This is a genomic window from Hymenobacter chitinivorans DSM 11115 (assembly GCF_002797555.1).
Taxonomy (GTDB): Bacteria; Bacteroidota; Bacteroidia; order Cytophagales; family Hymenobacteraceae; genus Hymenobacter; species Hymenobacter chitinivorans.
Genome location: NZ_PGFA01000002.1, coordinates 140,693 through 159,224 on the forward strand (window position 1 = coordinate 140,693; position 18,532 = coordinate 159,224).

Sequence of the window (18,532 nt, forward strand, 5' to 3'; positions counted from 1 at the left end):
TTTTGACCGGCTTCTTACAACGGCTTGCGGTTGGTCTGGGCATCCACGACGGCAATGGCCGTCATGTTCACGATTTCGCGCACCGAGGCGCCCAGCTGCAGGATGTGTACCGGCTTGCGCATGCCCATCAGCACCGGCCCGATAACCTCGGCACCCCCGATTTCCTGCAGCACCTTGTAGGCAATGTTGCCCGATACCACGTTGGGGAAAATTAGGGTGTTGGCGCCGTCTTGAGCCAGGTCGGAGAAGGGATACTGCTCGCGCAGCAGCTCGGGGTTCAGGGCCGTGTTGGCCTGCATTTCACCGTCGAGGAGCAGGTCGGGGTAGCGCTTCTTGGCCAGCTCGGTGGCCAGGCGGGCCTTATCGGGCAAGGGGCCGGGGTTGGAGCCGAAGTTGGAGTAGCTCAGCACGGCTACCCGGGGCTCGGTGTCGAAGAAGCGCACGGTGCGGGCCGCCAGCCCGATGATGTCCACCATTTCTTCGGCCGTGGGGTCGATATTCACGGTGGTATCGGCGAAGAAGAACGGGCCTTTCTTGTGCTGAATGATGTAGAGGCCGGCCACGCGCTTCACCCCGTCATCCACGCCGATGACCTGCAACGAGGGCAGAATGCTCTTGCCGTAGTCCTTGCTCAGACCGGTAATAAAGGCATCGGCTTCCCCGGTTTCGACCATCATCGAGGCGTAGTAGTTCCGCTCGCGCAGCAGGCGGCGGCCTTCGTAGAGCGTGATGCCGCGGCGCTGCCGCTTGCGGAACAGCAGCTCGGCGTACTCGTCGCGCTTGGCGTCTTCCTCCAGGATGTCGATAATCTGGCAGCCTTCCAAGTCGAGGCTATTGGCGCGGGCAATGGCGTCAATCTTCTTGCGGTTGCCGAGCAGAATGGGCAGGGCAATGCCCTCGTCGTACACGATTTGGGCCGCCTTGAGGATTTTGTAATTGTCGCCTTCGGCGAATACCACGCGCTTGGGGTTGGCCTTGGCCGCGCTGGTAATGCGGTTCATCAGCTTTTGGTTTACGCCCAGGCGGCTGCGCAATTCGTCCTCGTAGGCCAGCCAGTCGGTTATTTCGCGGCGGGCTACGCCGCTGGCTATAGCGGCCTTGGCCACGGCCACGCTGACGGTGGTAATCAGGCGGGGGTCGAGGGGCTTGGGAATGAGGTAATTGCGGCCGAAGGCCAGGGTGTTGTCGCCGTAGGCCTTGTTCACCATGTCGGGTACGGGCTCCTTGGCCAGCTCGGCCAGGGCCTGCACGGCGGCCAGCTTCATGGCCTCGTTGATTTCGGTGGCCCGCACGTCCATAGCGCCCCGGAAGATGTAGGGGAAGCCCAGCACGTTGTTCACCTGGTTGGGGTGGTCCGAGCGGCCGGTGGCCATGATGATGTCGGGGCGGGTGGCCACGGCCAGCTCGTACACGATTTCCGGGTCGGGGTTGGCCAGGGCAAACACCACGGGGTTGTCGGCCATGCGCAGCAGCAACTCGGGCGGCAGCACGTTGGCCGCCGAGAGGCCCAGAAACACGTCGGCGCCTTCCATGGCCTCGGCCAGGGTGGTGACGGAGCTGCTGGTGGCAAACTGCATCTGCAGCTCGGCCAGGTCGGTGCGGTGCTGGTTAATTACGCCGTCCTTGTCGAAGACCGTCACGTTCTGCACGTTCAGGCCCAGTTCCCGGTAGAGGCGCAGGCAGCTGATGGCGGCAGCTCCGGCGCCGCTCACCACGAGCTTGATGTCCTTGATGTCTTTGCCCACCAGCTCCAGGGCGTTGAGCAGGGCCGCCGACGAAATAATGGCCGTGCCGTGCTGGTCGTCGTGCATCAGCGGAATGGTCATCTGCTCGCGCAGGGCCTTCTCGATGACGAAGCACTCGGGAGCTTTAATGTCTTCCAGGTTGATGCCGCCGAAGGTCGGCTCCAGCGACTTGACGATGCGCACGAACTCCTCGGGGTCGGTGCAGTCGATTTCGATGTCGAAGCAGTCGAGGCCGGCGAATTTCTTGAACAGGACGCCCTTGCCTTCCATCACCGGCTTGGAGGCGTCGGGGCCGATGTTGCCCAACCCCAGCACGGCCGTACCGTTGGAAATAACGCCCACCAGGTTGCCCTTGGCGGTGTACTTATACACGTCGTCCTTGTTGGCGGCAATGGCTTTGCAGGGCTCGGCCACGCCGGGGGAGTAGGCCAGGGCCAGATCCAGCTGGGTGCTGACGGGCTTGGTGGGCACCACTTCGATCTTCCCGGCGGGGTTCTGGGAGTGGTAATCGAGGGCTTCCTGTTTATTGATTTTGAGCATAGGGGCGGAGCAATAGATGAGGGGTTGCTACAAAGCAAGTAAGCAAGTTGGGGCGAAATCAGCCGGAATCAAAGCCGATTGCCTTCCCACTACCCCAACAATAGCCCCCGCCGGCCCCAGGAGCTTCCCGCGCCGCCGGATAAAATTCACAGGAACTCGGATGAATTTTATCCGGCGCCCCCTGAATAGCGGGGCTGGCCATGGTAGCTCGTAGCATGAACGTTGGCTGCGCCGACCTCCGGTTGTAGTTCGTGTACCCCGCGCCATTAGTGTCGTTCTGGCACGCGAACTACAACCGGAGGTCGGCGCAGCCAACGTTCGCGCTACTCTTTTCATTTACGCCTTGGAGTGGCGGGTTTGGCTACCTTCTCCTTGCTTTGCTCGAAGCGGGTTTTGAGGGTGGCGTGGGCATCCTGGGCATCCTGGGCGCCGGAGATACCCTGTTTGCTGCCCAGCTTCACGTTGGTGGCGGCCAGGTTGGTGGCCAGGGGCTGCAGGCGCCGCGCAATGCTCTGGAACTCCTCCCAGGCCTTCAGGTCGAGGCGCAGGCCGGGAATATCCACGTAGCCGGGAGCAAACTGCGGGTGCTGCTCGGCCAGGTCGAGGGACTTTTGCATAAAGGGCAGGGAGGCGCCACTGGCCTTGGGTAGGCGCTGCACTTCCTTGCCGGTGAGGGTGACAAGGACCGGGGCCAGGGCCTTGTCGAGGGCGTCCAGCGCGTCGTTTATTTTTTGCAGATCCGCTTCCGAGAGCTTGATCTGCAGGTTGTTGGGGGTAGGCATAACGAAGAGAATTAAGGGGTAGATAAAGTGAATTGATGGATAAAAAAGGTAGCTGCAGGGTTAAAACGGATAGTCGAAGCGGCCGTGAGTGAGCTGGTGGGTTTCCGGGCCAATTTCATCTTTGACGGTCATCTCGAAGGTGCCCGATACGATGTGGGCTATGGTATCGAAGCGCGTAATAGTGAGTGAGCCCGTGGCGGTGGGACCCGTCAGGAAGCTTCGCGGTAAGGAGAGGCTTTTCGTCATAAAATAGAGCCCATAGGCCGGGTTCCGGTCGCCGAGCATAATGCTGAATTGGTGGTCGAGCTGAAAGGTGCCAGTTTTTCGGACGTCGGGTAAGTAGATGTTCAAGCCAGTGCCGTCACTTGATTTGCCGAAGGTGAGTTCGAGGGGGCGGCCCGTTTTGGTGTGCCGCCACTGAGCCGGGAACCCGCTGCTCCCGCCGCCGATGTTGATGGTTTTGCTCTTATCGGGCAGCCAGGCGTGCCCATCCAGCAGAAACGCGCCGGCTCCGCTGCCGGTCTGGGAGGCGTCGGGCAGCTTTTCCAGCTCGGTCTTTTCTTTTTTGCAGGCGCTGGCGGTAAGCAGGAGGAGTAAAAGGGGGAGCAGTTTCATACGAGTACAAGTGAAGAGGGAAGCAAGCTAAACAGGTAGGAAAGGCCCAACGCATTTTAGGGACTACCACCACGTTGGGCAGGGTCAACGCCGGCACTAGCCGTAGGCCGGCCGGATGGTAGATAAGATTCTTGGTAGTAGCCGTGCGAAAGAGTGCGTAAGTATAGCACCCGGTTTTGGGGCGCGGCAGCGAGAATCCAGCGAAATTAGACTTTACGCGCGGACGATATTGACTACGAAAGGGCCCCTCAGATACGCACAGAGCTACATGCCGCCGGGTAAAAATTAACTTAAAAAAAAGGCCACCCCGTGCGGAGTGGCCTCTAGTATGCGGAGGTGCCGAAGGCCTTAGCCCTGCACCAGCAGCTTCTGCCCCGGTTTCACCTCATCCGACTTCAGATGGTTGAGCCGCCGCAACTGCTCCACCGTGACGCCCTGGTAGCGGCGGGAAATGTTGTAGAGCGTGTCGCCGGGCTGCACGAGGTGTACTTTCGGGGCCGGCAGGACCTCGGCAGCCGGCGCGGTTGTGGGCTTAGCCGGGGTGCGGCGGGCCACGGTTTTAGCTGCCACCGTGGCTTCGGCTTCGGTCGGGGCCCGGAAAAGCAACTTCTGACCCGGCACTACGGCTTCGGTGGCAAGGCTGTTCCAGCTCATGAGCTGAGCCACAGTCAGGCCCCGCTCCCGGGCCAGCTTGGTTAGGTTGTCGCCCCGGCGCACGGTGTACTCGGCGGGCAGGCTGTCATCGTCGGCAGTAGCGCCGGCGGCGGATTTCGCTTCGGCAGCGGCCTCCCGCTCCCGGCTGCTGCGGGCGGGGCGCACGGGCGCGGCGGCCACGGCTTTTTCCGGTGTGGCTTCTTCGGTCGAGTCTTTGTCGGCCGCTACGGGTGCGGCTTTGGTCGGCTTCGTCGTAATGGCGGCCACTTCCTGGGCCACGGCTTTGGCTACGGCTTCCTTCTCCGGTTTCTCACCCGGCAAGGGGAGCTTGGCCGGCACCGCAGCCTTGCGCACGACGGCCGCTACTGCGGGAGCCGGCGTTTCGGAAGCTTCTATTGGTACGAACACCACGAGCTGCTGTTTGGGCACCAGGGCCTTGCCTTTCCGCAGTTGATTCCAGCGCCGCACCTGGGCGGGACTCACGTCATAGCGCTCCGCCACGTCGGCCACCGTTTCTCCGCGCTTCACCGAGTGCCGAATCCGGCGGTATTGGGGTTTCTCCGCCGCTTTGGCCGCCGCGGCCAGCGCCGCCGCTGCCGAGTCGGCCGGGGGGAGGGCCGGTACCAGGGGCGTAATGGGGCGGGGTGGGGGCACTACCACTTTGCAGAAGTCCAGCACCGTGGCACGGTCCAGCAGCGCCAGCTCGGTCCGCACGCAGGCGGGCACCGTCAGCTTGTAATTCTGGATGGATTCGGGTAGGTAGGTCTTGCGGATTTCGGGGTTGTAGCGCCCCAGCGCGGCCGAGTCGAGGCCAAACTGGGCCGAGAACTTGCGCAAGTCCAGGCTGCGGCCCGAAATAACCAGCGTGTCGGTGGCTTCGGGGTAGAGGTAGCGCAGCGAGTCGTTGTGCAGGCCGTGCTCCTTGGCGTACTGCAACGTGTACATGGCCGCCGTGAAGGTGGGCACGTAGTTGCGGGTTTCCTTAGGCAGCTGCGGATACAGGTCCCAGAAGGTCTTTTTGCCGGTGCGCTTCATGGCCCGCTGCACGTTGCCGCCGCCCCAGTTGTAGGCCGCCAGCACCAGCTCCCAGTCGCCAAAGAGGCGGTACAGGTCGCGCAGGTATTTGCAGGCCGCCTCCGTCGACTTCTCCGGGTTCATCCGCTCGTCGATGTACTCGTTCTGCACCAGCCGCATGTCGCGCCCGGTAGGGCCCATAAACTGCCACAAACCCACGGCACCCACCCGGGAGCGGGCCGTGGGCAGCAAGGCCGATTCCACCACGGCCAGGTATTTCAGATCCTGAGGCAGGTGGTACTTGGCCAGATACTTCTCAAACAGCGGGAAATACAGGTTTTGCCGCTCTAGAATCCGCTGGGTGTAGCCCCGGTTGCGCAAAGTGAAGTAGTTCACGAAGCTCATCACCGTGCCATTGAACACGTGCGGCATGTCGGTGTCGAGGCAGGCCACCCGGTCGCCGACTAGGTCCTGCAGGCCGGGCGGGGTTTGCAGCCACACCAGCCGGGCCGAGTCCTGGGCCGATTGGGGTTCCGCCACCAGCGAGTCGAGGGGCTGGGTGAGCTGCACGCGCACCGTGTCGTTGCTGCGCGTGCCGGCCGGATTCAGTTCGGGTTGTACTTGCGCCGCGCTGGGGCGGGCCGTAAAAGCCAGGAGCAGAAAAGGGGCGGCAACGCGCAGCAACGGCTTTTTCATCAGGGAATGGCTGGAGTGAGGGATTCCGTGAGCGAATTGGCAAAGGCCAGCAGATGCTCCTCGCGGAACGCGCCGCTGAGTATCTGCACGCCAATGGGCAGCCCGGCTGAGTCGACCCCGGCCGGTACCGAAATGGCCGGTACGCCCGCCAGGGAAGCCTGTACGGTAAAAATGTCGGCCAGATACATAGCCAGGGCATCTTTCTGGTTTTCGCCAATCTTGAACGCCGTAGTCGGCGTGGTGGGCAGTACCAGGAAATCGTACTGGCGCAGCAGCTCGTCGGTCTTGTCCTTAATCAAACGACGAACCCGCTGGGCTTTAGTATAATAGGCGTCGTAATAGTCGGCCGACAGCACGAAGGTGCCCAGCAGAATTCGGCGCTGCACCTCGGGGCCAAAGCCCTGGGCGCGGGTTTTCTTGTAGAGCGACTCCAGATCGGTAGCATCCGGGGCGCGGTAGCCGTACTTCACCCCGTCGAAACGGCTCAGGTTGGAGCTGGCTTCGGCCGTGGTCAGAATGTAGTACGAGGGCACGATGTAGTCGAGGTAGGGGAAGTCCACGGCATCTACCACGTGGCCCTGGCCGCGCAGCGTGTCCAGGGTTTCTTCCACCGCCGCCTTAATTTCGGGGTTCAGACCGGGCCGCTCCATCGTGTCGCGGATATAGCCGACGCGGTAATGGGGCGCGGGCGTGAGCAACTCGCTGTAGGCCGGCACGGGCTGCTGGCTCACGGTCGAGTCAAACTCGTCGGGGCCGGCCATTACTTCCAGCAGCAGGGCCGCGTCTTCCACCGAGCGGGTCAGGGTGCCGATCTGGTCGAACGACGAAGCATAGGCTACCAAACCGTAGCGCGAAATGCGCGAGTAGGTCGGTTTAAAGCCCACAACACCGCAAAATGCCGCTGGCTGCCGCACCGAGCCGCCGGTATCCGAGCCAATCGAGGCCAGGCACAAGTCGGCCTGCACGGCCACGGCCGAGCCTCCCGACGAGCCGCCGGGGACCCGCTCGGGGTCAATTTCGTTGCGGGCCGGCCCGAAGTAGGACGTCTCGTTGGAAGCGCCCATGGCAAACTCGTCGCAGTTCTGCCGGCCGATGATGATGGCGTCTTCGTCGAGCAGGCGCTGCACGGCCGTACCGGTAAAGAGCGACTTGAAGCCGTCCAGGATGTGGCTGCTGCTTTGCAGGGCGTGGTCTTTATAGGCCAGTACGTCCTTCAGCCCGATGACCATGCCGGCCAGCTTACCGGCGCTGCCGGCGGCTAGTTTGGCATCCACGGCCTCGGCCTGGGCGCGGGCTTCCTCGGGCCACACTTCCAGAAAAGCATTCAAATGGCTTTTCTTCTGGATGTTATCCAGATAATACTCCACGAGCTGACGGCAGGTCGTGGTGCCTGCCGTCAGCTCGTTGCGAACTTCCGTAAGAGAGGTAAAGCGTCTCAAGTGGTTGCTATCAGTTGGTCATTTGATCAAGGCGGGGCCGCTCTTCCGGGGTCGGCACCGGGGGCGTAATGCCGCCGTCCATGGGCGGCGCTACCGGAGTAGCAGGAGCCGAGTAAGCCACGTTGGCATTATCGGCGGCATTGGGATGCACGGGCGTGGTGGGCTGCTCGGCCGCAGCGGGAGCTGGGTACACGGGCGGCGCTTGGTAGCCGGCGTTGGGGTTGTGGCGGGGCTGATCGGCGTTTTCAAACTCGCTGCGAATTTCGCGCGACGCGTCTTTGAATTCGCGGATGCCTTTACCCAGGCCCCGGGCCAGTTCGGGAATCTTGTTGGCGCCGAAGAAGATCAGGATAACGACCATGATCAGCATGATTTCGCCGCCGCCAAGGTCGCCCAGGAAGAGGAATGTGGGAGTCTGCATGATAGTCAAGAGTTACAGACGGGGTTGATTCGGGTCGTTGGGGTTCACCGGCCGGTCCCGAAACTCGGGCTGCTCGTCCTTAGAAGCATCCTTAAACTCGCGGATGCCCTTGCCCAAGCCTTTGGCCAGCTCCGGAATGCGCTTGGCACCGAACAACAAGATAATAACAAAAAGAATCAGCAGAATTTCGGTCGTGCCGAAGTTGCCGATCAGGAAAAGCGAGGCAAGTGTCATAAACGGTTGGCCCAGGGCCGGTTTGGAGTGGCAAAGCTTATTGTACGCGAATAAGAGCCGGTTAGGATTGGTAAAAGTACCCGATAATTTTCAAATCAGTTCACCGGCAGTAGTTCACAAGAAATTATTCAGCCCCTAGTTCAATCCATTTTTGCCGGCAACTACGTAGGGGCAAGGATGCCCAAAGGGTAGAACAGGGGCGCTGGTCGTTTCGTGCCAGACCGTAGCCACTCTACATGCAATTCAATTGGGTAGTTCGGGTCTTTGTCCTAAGACATTTTAACTTTGAATTGTTATGGTGGGGGCAGCCTCCTGCCTTCCCCGATGACCAACCAATGCCAGCGAAAACCAGCCCTGCCTTTTCTTCTAGCTCCCTGACCAGCTACTCCTCGCGCGACACCCGGGAAACCGACCGCCTGGAAGCCCTACGCAACTACCAGATTCTGGACACGCCTGCTGAAGAAGTGTTTGATAATCTGGCCAAGCTGGCGGCTTGCATCTGCGGCACGCCCATTTCGCTGGTGTCCCTGATTGACGCCGAGCGGCAGTGGTTCAAGGCCAACGTGGGGCTGGAAGGCGTGGAAAGCACTGACCGCGAAATATCGTTTTGCCAGCACGCCATGTACGGCAATGATATTTATGAAGTGGAGGACGCCGGCAAGGACCCGCTGTTCAGCAACAACCCATTGGTGACCAACGACCCGGGCATTCGTTTCTACGCCGGGGCCCCGCTGGTCACGCCCGAAGGCCAGGCGCTGGGCACACTGTGCGCCATCGACCGGGTACCGCGCCGCCTAACCGAGCAGCAGCGCGAGGCCCTGCGCATTCTGGCCCGCGAAGTAGTGGCCCACCTGGAGCTGCGCCGCGCCCGGCTGCAACTGGAGCAGGAGCAACGCAAGCTCGACGGTCTGCTGCGCATGGCCAACGACGCGGCCGACTCGCTCTACATGGCCAGCCGCAACGAGCTCTTCATTAAGCAGGACCACAAGCTGGTGCGCGTCAGCGCCACCGATATTCGCTACGTGGAGGCTTTGGGTGATTACGTCAATATTTACGCCGGCCGCGACCGGCACACGGTGTATAGCACCATGAAGGAGCTCGAAACCAAGCTGCCGCCCCGCGAATTTGCCCGCGTACACCGCAAGTACATCGTGCGCCTCGACCGGATAGTGGCCATTGAGGCCGACGCCGTCGTGGTAGATACTGGCCGCGGGACAGAAGGCGCCAGCAACTTATTGCCCGTACCCATCGGGAGTTCTTACAAAGCAGGCTTGCTCAATCGGCTGAATCTAGTGTAGCGTTTGGCCAGATAGAAAAACCTATCCTTGGCCGAGAAATATTACACTTTCAGCGAAAGATGCTGGGATTTGAGAGAGGGTCACCTATCTTTCGTCCTGTTATCAAGGAATGCTTCGTGGCGAGTGGAGGCGGCAACGCTTTAGCAGCTGCGGGGAGGTTTCTGGTAGCTAAGTTTGTTTTCATAGCTCAGAAAGGCACCGTACCCTGTACGGTGTTTTTTTATGTCCTTTACGGTCGAGCTTACTTGCGGCCCAGCCAGTTCTCCGGATTCAGGTTGGAGCTGTTGCGCCACACTTGAAACTGTACCTCCGAGGTACCATCGGGGCTGGTATACACGGTGCCAATCTGCTGGCGCATATCCACGTGCTGGCCTTCGGTAACGCTCACGCTGCGCAGCTTGGCGTACACGGTGAAGTACTCGCCGTGCTGAATCATGACGATGTTGTTCATGCCCGCAATGCTGGCCACGGTGAGCACCTTACCCTCGAAGATGGCCCGAACCGGCTCCCCGGCGCTGGTCTGAATATCCACGCCCCGGTTTTCGACAATCACGTTTTTGAGCACCGGGTGGGCATGGCGGCCGAAGCGCTGGGAAATAAAGCCCTTGGACACCGGCCACAGCAGCCGGCCGCGGTTGTCGGCAAAGGACGAGGAAAGCTCTGCCGTTTCGGGCGTGAGCGTCACTTTATCGACGCGCTCCACGGCTTCTTCCTCGGCAGCGGCGGCGGCGGCAGTAGCGGCCCGGGAAGGAGAACTGGGGCGGGCGGCGGTACCGGCCGAGCCGGAGTTGGCGCGGGCGGCGTTGGCCCGCGCCCGGGCCGCGGCGGCGCGGGCCGCCGCCCGGGCCGCCCGGGCAATTTCTTCCCGCACCCGCTCGGCAATCAGGTTATCGAGGCGGCCCACGGCCTGCTGGCGCTCGGCCAGCTCCTGGCGCAGACTTTCCTCCTGCTGGCTAAGCTTGGTCACGACCTGGTCCTGCTGGGTTTTGAGCGTGACCAGGTTGCGGTTTTCAGTGAGCTGGGTGGTGAGCAGGGAGCTTTTCTCCTGCTTTTTAGCCGTGAGGCCGGTCAGCTGCTGGCTTAGGCGCTGCTTGGTGCTGGCAATCTGGGCGGCCTGGGCCTGGCGCACTTCCGAGTACTGGCGGATGTAGCGCAGACGCAGCATGAACTGGTTAAACGACTCGGCCGCAAACAGGAACATGATGCGGTTGTAGCTGTTGGCCGTTTTGGAGGAGGCGTAAATCATCCGCGCGTACTCGGCCCGCAGCTGCTCCAGGCTCTGCTGGGTTTTCTGCACCTGCGTCTCGGTCTGCCGCACATCCGATTCGATGTACTTCAGATCCGAGGAAATATTCTTGATGACGCCCTGCTGCACGGTCAGCTTTTCCTTCAGGGCGTTGAGCTGGCCCACGGAGGCTTCCTTCTGCTTCTGGGTTTGCTCCAGAATCCGGCTGGTTTCCTGAATCCGCTTGAGCGTGGCGCGCCGCTCCCGCAGCAGCTGGGCCTTGGTTTTGGGCTTAGAGCTGCTGCTGCGGCTGGTGCGCTGCTGGGCCCCGGCCGGTCCGCTCTGCAAAGCCAGCACACTTACCACCGCCAAGAAAAAGGCGGTGCGCTTACTTTTTGCGAACATAGCCCTTGGGCACGGAGAAAGGGAAAGACAGCCGCTCCTGGTCGACGTCTATGTTGCGGTAGTTAATCGTGGCGGTGGCCAGCTTGCCCTTGGCGGGCTGCGCCTGTACGAGCACCGCGTAGGCAAAGGGCACGGCGCTGGGAGCCAGGGGGCGGAAATCGGAAAAGTCGACGGTGAACAGGTTCTGGGTTTGCTGCTCGGCCAGCTTGATCTGCTGCACCCGGTTGCGGGTCAGCTCAATCAGCTGGGTAATGAGCACGCCGCCTTCCTGAAACTCGACTTGCTGCATGGCGCCCTGGTCGTTGATTTTGGGCGTGGTGCTGGCCTCGGCCGGCAGGTAGTTGCCCAGCAGCAGGGCCTGCACCCGGTCAAAGGTCACGGGCACGTTGAGCAGGCGGCTCAAATACGCGTAGTCGCCGGCGTAGTATTCCTTCTGGAGGTAGTTAATCACCTGCACCGAGTCGCGGGTGATATAGGCCCGCACGCCCTCGATGCCCAACGACACCGACAGCCAGATGGCGCTGTCCTTGCGCATGCGTACGTTCAGGTTGGCCGACTGCTGCAGCTGGGGCATGTCAATCTTGATTTTGCCCTTGGCCTTCAGGTAGCGGAAGTCCAGGTTCTTAGCTTTTACCAGTTCAGAGCCTTTGGCTGGCGCGGGAGTCGTGGCCGACTTGGTCGGGAAAATCTTGGAGCTACAGCTGCTCAGCAGCAGGCCCATCCAAAGCAACACCAGCGGAAAGCACTTATTCATATAGTCGTTTGTCTTTGATCTTGCGGTCAATCAGGGCTGAGGCCCCGCCCGCCTTTTTGGCTTTTTGCCACTCGGCCATGGCCAATTCTTTTTCGCCGAGCTGAAACAGTACGTCCCCGTAATGCTCGATGATGGTGGCATCGGTGCTGGTTTTCAGGGCTTTTTCAAGGCTTTGCCGGGCTCCGGTGTAGTCCTTGAGCTTGTAGAGTACCCAGGCGTAAGTGTCGAGGTAGGTGTCGTTGGTGGGAAACTGCTTGACCAGCTTGCCCGACATTTCCTTGGCCTTTTCCAGCTTTTCGCCCCGCATCGAGAGGAAGTAGCTGTAGTTGTTCAGGGCCTGGGCGTTGTTGGCGTCGAAGGTCAGGGCCGCCTCGTAGGCCGCGTCCGACTTGGCGTATTCCTTGAGCTCGTGGTAGGCGTCGCCGAGCTGAGTGTCAATCTGGGCCAGCAGTTCGGGGTTGTCGGTGGCCAGCTTACGGCCGTACTCTAGGGCTTTGACGCCCTTGGTCGGCTGCTTTTTCAGCAGCTGAGCCACGCCGTTGTAGTACCAGAGCGGGGCCTGATTCGGAAACAGCTCCAGGGCCTGGTCGGTGTGGTGCAGCAGGGAGTCAATTTGGTTGAGCTCGGCGTCGATGAGCACCACCTGCTGCCAGATCTGGAACTTGGAGTTGTCGAGCTTAATGGCCTTGAGGTAGTTGCTGCGGGCCAGCTCCTTATGCTCGGTAATGGTCTGAATGTCGCCGGCTACGGAAAACGCTTTGGCTTCCTTGGGGTGGACGCGGGTGGTAATGTCGGCCAGGTCCAGGGCAATTTTCTCCAGGGCCGGGTTGGGCAGCTGCTTGATGTAGTCGACCAGAATCCGGACTTTTTCGTCAATGTCGAGGCCGGGGCTTTCGAAGGCCAGCTTGATTTGCTTGTCCGACTCGGGCTTGTTTTGCTGCTGCCGGTAGATGTCGGCCAAGATCATGCGGGCCTGGGGGTTGTCGGGGTCCTGCTTGAGGGCCTTTTCCGCCACCCGAATGGCGTCGGGAAACCGGTTGTTGGCCGCATACATTTCGGCCTGGGCCAGCACGTAGCGGATTTCGTCGGGGTTGGCGGCCATCAGGGCCTCGCCTTCCTGCAGGGCCTTGTCGAGGTTGTTCTGCTTGAGGTAAATCTGCTGCTTTTTGAACGACACCTCGTCGAGCGGGCCAAACTGCTTTTCGGCCTGCTCGAAGGTCGTCAGGGCCTCGTTCAGCTTGCCCTGGGCCAGGTACAGGTCGGCCAGGTTGAAGAGGTAGTAACCGGAGTCGGGCACGTCCTTAATCAAGCTGGTATACACCTTGGCGGCCTGGTCGTACTGCTTCTGGGACGAGTAAATCTGGGCCAGCAGCAGGTAGTAGTAGGCGTTTTTGGGGTCGAGCTTCACGGCCACCAAGGCAAAGTTGGTAGCGTCCTTAAGGTTGCCGCTGAGCAGGTTGGTTTCGGCAATCTTGTAGTTGATGGCCGCGTTGGTCGGGTTCAGGGCGTAGGCCTTCAGCAGCCGCTCCAGGGCCTTGTTGTAGTCTTCGAGCAGCACGAACTTAACGCCCTCTACGAAGAACGACTCGCTCATCTCCCGGTCTTTCTCCGACAACTCCCGCACCTGCTGCCGGGCCACGTCCAGCTCGGCGCGGTGGGCCAGCTCCTTGCGCTCCTTGCGGGTCAGCTTGCGCGGCTTGGAGTCCGTTGCCGGAGGTTCGCTAGCCGGAGTTGCCGGGCCCGCCGGCTGCTGGGCATACCCTGGCCCGGCCAACAGCAGGCCCAACAGGAGAAGTGTAAAAGGGGCAAATCGACTCATGAGCGCAGTAGCACGGACGGCTGTTCGCCGTTCAAAAAAAGGAGTTACGCCAAATAAACAAATCTGCGGACAGAAGCCCGCGCTACTGCTAACATCAGGAGGGGCAAAAATATCACACGCGCAGCGTGTTATAGTCGCCCAGGCTCAAGTCGTCGGGGGTGCCGGTCACCGAGGCGAAGTTGCCAATCATGGAGTTGGTCACGTTGGCGTGCAGCACCGAGGCCGACTGTTGCACGATGGAGTTGCTGAGCACCGAGCTGCGCACGTTGCTATGGTCACCCAACGACACGTGCGGGCCCACCACCGAATCGGTGATGACGACGTTTTCGCCGATGTAGACTGGGGGAATAACCACGGAGTTGACCAGCTTGGCGGATTCGGCCACCAGGTTTTCGCTGCGCTCCTGCAGATATTCGAGGTAGCGCTGGTTGGTGAATACTGTGGCGTCCTTGTTGCCGCAGTCGAGCCACTCAGTCACGCGGCCGGGCACGAAGGTGGTGCCCTTGTTCTTCATGTTTTCCAGGGCGTTGGTGAGCTGGTATTCACCTTTGTCCTTGATGTCGTTGTCGAGCAGGAACTGCAGCTCGTCGCGCAGGTAGTCGCCGTCCTGGAAGTAGTAGATGCCGATAATGGCCAGGTCAGACACAAACTCCTGGGGTTTCTCCACGAAGTCGGTAATCTGGCCCTGCTCGTCGAGCTTCACTACGCCGAAGGGCTTGGGGTCGTCCACGCGCTGCACCCAGATGGTGCCGGCGGCCGAGCTGTCGAGGGTGAAATCGGCCTTAAAGAGGGTATCGGCAAAGGCCACCACCAGTGGGCCGCTCAGCGAGTCTTTGGCGCAGAGAATGGCGTGGGCCGTGCCCAGGGGCTCATCCTGGTAGTAAATCGAGCCTTTGGCGCCCACCGACTCGGCAATCTGCACCAGGCTTTTCTCCACGGTTTCGCCGAAGCGGCCAATGATAAAGGCGACTTCTTCCACCTGTTCACCGCACACTTTGGCAATGTCTTCCACCAATCGTTGCACGATGGGCTTACCGGCAATCGGAATCAGGGGCTTGGGAACGGTAAGAGTGTGGGGGCGCATGCGCTTACCCATGCCGGCCATCGGAACGATGATTTTCATAGCGGAAAAAGAGAGTTTTGAGTAGTTGGTTTAGGTGTTGAAACGTAATCAGCGCCCCGCGGGATGAGTTACTTGGTGCCCGTGCTGCCGTAGCCGCCGGTGCCCCGCTCAGTTTCCGTCAGTTCCGTGGCCGGCTCCCACTCGGCCGTTTCGTGGCGGGCTACCACCAGCTGAGCAATCCGCTTCCCGTCCTGGACGATGAAATCTTCGGCCGAGAGGTTGACCAGCAGCACTTTGAGCTCCCCCCGGTAGTCGGCGTCAATAGTGCCGGGGCTGTTGACGATGCTGATGCCGTGCTTGTAGGCCAGGCCGCTGCGGGGCCGCACCTGCACTTCATAGCCCACCGGAATTTCCATAAACAGACCCGTCGGAACAAGGGCGCGTTGCAGGGGCTTCAACGTAATGGGCTCCGCGAGGTTGGCCCGCACGTCCATTCCGGCCGCGTGGGCAGTCTGGTAAGAGGGCAGCGGGTGGTGGGAGCGGTTGATGACGGGAATACGCATGAAGGGCAAAGCAAAGGAGGCCGGCGGCAAAGATAGGCCGAACCAGATATGGATAAGTTTAGGAAGATTAATTGAGACAAAAAGAATTTCGTCCTTTTTGCCGCGTTAGGCGCGGGCCAACCGGCGCCCCGGCCGCTCCACCAGGAAAATCAGCGCCAGAAAAACCAGGCACAAACCCACGTGAAACGCGTGGCGCAGCCAGAAGTCGGCTACGGGCACGTACCAGCTGATAGCCACTAGGGCGCAGGCCACGGCCAGCCAGGTGGCCAGGCGCGCCACGGGGTAGGGGACGGGAAAATGCTTTTCCCCCAGGCGCCAGCACACAATGGCCATCATGGCGTAGCAGGCCAGGGTCGTGACGGCGCTACCCATGTAGCCCAGCACCGGAATCAGCAGAAAGTTGAGCAGCACCGTCAGGGCGGCCCCGCCCACGCTGATGTAGGTGCCGTAGTAGGTTTTGTCGGTGAGCTTAAACCAGACCGACAGGTTGTAATACACGCCCAGAAACAGGTTGGCCAGCAGCAGCACCGGCACCACGGCCAGCCCCGAGCGGTACTCGGGGCCGCGCAGCAGCTGCCCGAAATCCTCAATGTTGACGCTGATAAACACGAAAATAAAGGCGCAGCTTAGCGTAAACCACTTCAGGATGAGGGCAAACGTAGCCGGGGAGTTTTTGTCCGTCGACTGCGAAAAGAAGAACGGCTCGGCGGCGTAGCGGAAGGCCTGGATGACCAAGGACATGAAAATAGCCAGCTTGTAGCAGGCTCCGTAAATACCCATGGCCGTTTGGTTGGACTGCCCCGGGTAAAAGCCCTCGGGCAGCCAGTACTTGAGCAGAGGCCGGTCGAAGGTTTCGTTGATCATGCCCGCCAGCCCCATCAGCATCAGCGGGTAGGCGTACTGCAGCATGGGCCGCAGCGGGGCCAGGTCCAGCCGAAACCGGAAGTCAGTCAGCTCCCGCCACAGCATGGGCAGGTAGCAGGCATTGGCCAGCAGCCCAATCAGAAATACGTAGCCCACCCGTAGCTGTGGGCTGTACACGGCCCGCACCAGGGGCTGCAGCCCGGTCAGGTACTTGCCGGCCAGAATATCGGGGCAGAGCACGATAAAGAACAGCGACAACCCAACGTTGAGCAGGATGTTGATAAAGCGCACCGCCGCCACTTTCTTGGCCTTGTTTTCGAGCCGGAGCCGGGCAAAGGCAATGGCCGTTACCGCGTCGATGCCCATCACCAGGGCCAGCCACACCAGGTATTTTTCGCGGCCGGGGTAGTGCAGCAGGCTGGCCAGCGCCGGCGAGGCCAGGGCCAGCAGTCCGCTCAGCACCACGCTGCTCACCAGTAGCAAGCTCAGGACCTGGTCGTAGAGCAGGCGCCGGTCGGTGCCGGGCCGGGTGGCGAAGCGGAAGTAGGCCGACTCCATGCCGTAGGTAAACAGGATGTTGAGGAAGGCCACGTAGGCGTAGAGCTCGGTCACGATGCCGTACTCGGCAGCCTCAAACCGACTGGTATAGAGCGGGACCAGCAGAAAGGTGAGGGCCCGTCCCACAATGCTGCTGATGCCGTACACGGCCGTTTGCCCAACTAGTTTTTTTGCTACGCTCATGCTTGGGTTAAGCAAAAAGTAGCAAGTAAGAATCCGCGGCTAGAACACGAGTATTGGCCCCGAAAATGGGCCCGATACTGGCAGCAGCCGGCTTCTTACCTGCTACTTCTTAATTTGTAATGGACTACTTGCCGGTAAATACGGCCGGCCGCTTTTCCAGGAATGCCGTGGTGCCTTCCCGAAAATCCTCGGAGGCGAAGCTGTGCCCAAACGAGTTGGCCTCGGTCTGGTAACCATTCATTTCCTTGTCGTAGTAGGCATTTACGCAGTCGATAACCAAACCCACGGCCAGCGGGGCCTTGCTCAGAATTTTGGTCATGAGCTGCGCGCAGAAGGGCAGCAGCTCGGCCAGGGGCACGACGTGGTTCACCAGGCCCAGGCGGTAAGCCTCTTCGGCTTTAATTTGGTCCCCGGTCAGGAGCAGCTCCAGGGCTTTGCCTTTGCCCACCAGCTGGGTCAGGCGCTGGGTGCCGCCGTAGCCCGGAATCAGGCCCAGGTTTACTTCGGGCTGACCAAAGCGGGCATTTTCGGAGGCGACGCGCATGTGGCAGGCCATAGCCAGCTCGCAGCCCCCGCCCAGGGCAAAGCCGTTGACGGCGGCAATAACGGGCTTGGTGCTTTCCTCGAGCATGCAAAACGCTTCCTGACCCCGCTCGGCAGCGCGCCGGCCACTGATGTCGTTCAGGGCGGCCAGCTCCGAAATGTCGGCCCCGGCCACGAAGGCCTTCTCGCCGCTGCCGGTCAGGATGATGCCGCGCACCTGTGGGTCGTCGAGGGCCAGCTGGGTAGCCTCCCGGATTTCTTCAATCGTGGCCGCGTTCAGGGCGTTGAGCTTGGCGGGGCGGTTCAGGGTAATGGTCAGGATACCGGTGGCCGAATCCAGGGCGTAAAGCAGGTTTTCGAAAGTAGCCATGCGTGCGTAAAGGGCAGGAATAGGTGAAAGAACGGGGCAAAGATAGGGCAAAAGCGTGGCCCGGCTGCGGCCCGCCGCCGTAGCCGCTCAGCGAGAATTTTCCGGCCTTGAACTCCGGCAGCGGTGCGTCGGGCGAGAGCCGACGGGGTTACGGATTTGGTATCTATATATTTAAGCCAAAGTATAGTAAAAGCAAAGTGTCGCGAAAAATTCATATTTAGCGTCAGTGCTTCTTTCATTCTTACCTAAACCCCCTCGTACGCATATGGGCTTTGTTTCTGAGTTTAAGGAATTCATTTCGAAGGGCAACGTGCTAGACCTGGCCGTGGGCGTTATCATCGGGGCTGCTTTCGGCAAGATTGTTACCTCGCTCACCGACGACATCATCATGCCCATCATTGGGCTGGCCATCGGTGGCATTGATCTGAAGGAATGGTACCTGCCCCTGGACGGCAACACTTACGCCAACTTCGAGGCCGCCAAAGCTGCCAAGGCCGCTACCGTCAACTACGGCCTGTTCCTGAACGCCATTATTTACTTCTTCATCATTGCCTTCTGCGTGTTTTTGATTGTGAAGTTGGCCAACCGCTTCAAGAAGCCGCCGGTGGTCATTGCCGTGGCCGACCCGGGGCCGACCAAAGACCAGGTGCTGCTCATGGAAATCCGGGACGCCCTGCGCAACCGCTAAGCTTTACTGCTCGCCAAACCGGTCTTTCCTCAGTCTGGGAAAGGCCGGTTTGGCTTTTT

At 60.7% G+C, this 18,532-nt stretch carries 16 protein-coding genes; 2 read left to right on the forward strand and 14 right to left on the reverse strand.

Going from position 1 to position 18,532, the window contains the following annotated elements; genetic code table 11:
* Positions 1-14 precede the first annotated feature (14 nt).
* The 7 genes from CLV45_RS14210 to tatA (CLV45_RS14240) all read right to left on the reverse strand — a co-directional run bounded on the left by CLV45_RS14210 (position 15) and on the right by tatA (CLV45_RS14240) (position 8,140).
* The gene (locus CLV45_RS14210) at positions 15-2,285 is read right to left on the reverse strand and encodes an NADP-dependent malic enzyme (RefSeq protein ID WP_100337136.1); all 2,271 of its coding nucleotides are present in this window, start codon (positions 2,283-2,285) and stop codon (positions 15-17) included.
* Between the two features lie 332 nt (positions 2,286-2,617).
* Complete coding sequence (locus tag CLV45_RS14215) at positions 2,618-3,067, reverse strand: hypothetical protein (protein WP_100337137.1); 450 nt, start codon at positions 3,065-3,067, stop codon at positions 2,618-2,620.
* Between the two features lie 60 nt (positions 3,068-3,127).
* On the reverse strand, positions 3,128-3,682 hold the full coding sequence (locus CLV45_RS14220; RefSeq protein WP_100337138.1) for a hypothetical protein: 555 nt from the start codon (positions 3,680-3,682) through the stop codon (positions 3,128-3,130).
* Positions 3,683-4,030: 348 nt separating this feature from the next.
* Positions 4,031-6,046 (reverse strand): LysM peptidoglycan-binding domain-containing protein, encoded by a 2,016-nt coding sequence (locus tag CLV45_RS14225; protein WP_100337139.1) that lies wholly within the window; start codon positions 6,044-6,046, stop codon positions 4,031-4,033.
* On the reverse strand, positions 6,046-7,485 hold the full coding sequence (gene gatA, locus CLV45_RS14230; protein WP_100337140.1) for an Asp-tRNA(Asn)/Glu-tRNA(Gln) amidotransferase subunit GatA: 1,440 nt from the start codon (positions 7,483-7,485) through the stop codon (positions 6,046-6,048). The genes CLV45_RS14225 and gatA overlap by 1 nt, the downstream gene beginning before the upstream one ends.
* Positions 7,486-7,495: 10 nt before the next feature.
* A complete protein-coding gene (gene tatA / locus CLV45_RS25560; RefSeq protein ID WP_100337141.1) occupies positions 7,496-7,906 on the reverse strand; it encodes a twin-arginine translocase TatA/TatE family subunit in 411 nt (136 codons plus the stop codon).
* A gap of 12 nt (positions 7,907-7,918) precedes the next feature.
* Entirely contained in the window at positions 7,919-8,140 is a 222-nt protein-coding gene (tatA, locus tag CLV45_RS14240; RefSeq protein WP_100337142.1) for a twin-arginine translocase TatA/TatE family subunit, read from the reverse strand.
* A gap of 335 nt (positions 8,141-8,475) precedes the next feature.
* Here tatA (CLV45_RS14240) and CLV45_RS14245 point away from each other — a divergent pair, with 335 nt between their 5' ends.
* Complete coding sequence (locus CLV45_RS14245) at positions 8,476-9,438, forward strand: GAF domain-containing DNA-binding protein (protein ID WP_100337143.1); 963 nt, start codon at positions 8,476-8,478, stop codon at positions 9,436-9,438.
* A gap of 241 nt (positions 9,439-9,679) precedes the next feature.
* Here the strand turns inward: CLV45_RS14245 and CLV45_RS14250 are convergent, their stop codons facing one another.
* The 7 genes from CLV45_RS14250 to CLV45_RS14280 form a co-directional block, all read right to left on the reverse strand.
* Positions 9,680-11,068 (reverse strand): murein hydrolase activator EnvC family protein, encoded by a 1,389-nt coding sequence (locus tag CLV45_RS14250; protein ID WP_100337144.1) that lies wholly within the window; start codon positions 11,066-11,068, stop codon positions 9,680-9,682.
* Positions 11,052-11,822: a DUF4292 domain-containing protein gene (locus tag CLV45_RS14255; protein WP_100337145.1), complete on the reverse strand. Its 771-nt coding sequence runs from the start codon at positions 11,820-11,822 to the stop codon at positions 11,052-11,054. Before CLV45_RS14255 ends, CLV45_RS14250 begins: the two co-directional genes overlap by 17 nt.
* Positions 11,815-13,641, reverse strand: coding sequence for a tetratricopeptide repeat protein (locus CLV45_RS14260; protein WP_100337146.1), 1,827 nt, complete (start codon positions 13,639-13,641; stop codon positions 11,815-11,817). The genes CLV45_RS14255 and CLV45_RS14260 overlap by 8 nt, the downstream gene beginning before the upstream one ends.
* A gap of 112 nt (positions 13,642-13,753) precedes the next feature.
* A complete protein-coding gene (locus CLV45_RS14265) occupies positions 13,754-14,764 on the reverse strand; it encodes a sugar nucleotidyltransferase (protein WP_100337147.1) in 1,011 nt (336 codons plus the stop codon).
* A 68-nt stretch (positions 14,765-14,832) separates the two neighbouring features.
* Entirely contained in the window at positions 14,833-15,267 is a 435-nt protein-coding gene (gene dut / locus CLV45_RS14270) for a dUTP diphosphatase (protein WP_100337658.1), read from the reverse strand.
* Between the two features lie 105 nt (positions 15,268-15,372).
* Entirely contained in the window at positions 15,373-16,872 is a 1,500-nt protein-coding gene (locus CLV45_RS14275; RefSeq protein WP_100337148.1) for a lipopolysaccharide biosynthesis protein, read from the reverse strand.
* A gap of 124 nt (positions 16,873-16,996) precedes the next feature.
* Positions 16,997-17,785 carry an enoyl-CoA hydratase/isomerase family protein gene (locus CLV45_RS14280; protein ID WP_100337149.1) on the reverse strand — a complete coding sequence of 263 codons (789 nt, stop codon included), beginning with the start codon at positions 17,783-17,785 and terminating at the stop codon, positions 16,997-16,999.
* Positions 17,786-18,050: 265 nt separating this feature from the next.
* Between CLV45_RS14280 and mscL the strand changes: the two genes are divergently transcribed.
* Positions 18,051-18,473 (forward strand): large-conductance mechanosensitive channel protein MscL, encoded by a 423-nt coding sequence (gene mscL / locus CLV45_RS14285; protein ID WP_100337150.1) that lies wholly within the window; start codon positions 18,051-18,053, stop codon positions 18,471-18,473.
* Positions 18,474-18,532 lie beyond the last annotated feature (59 nt).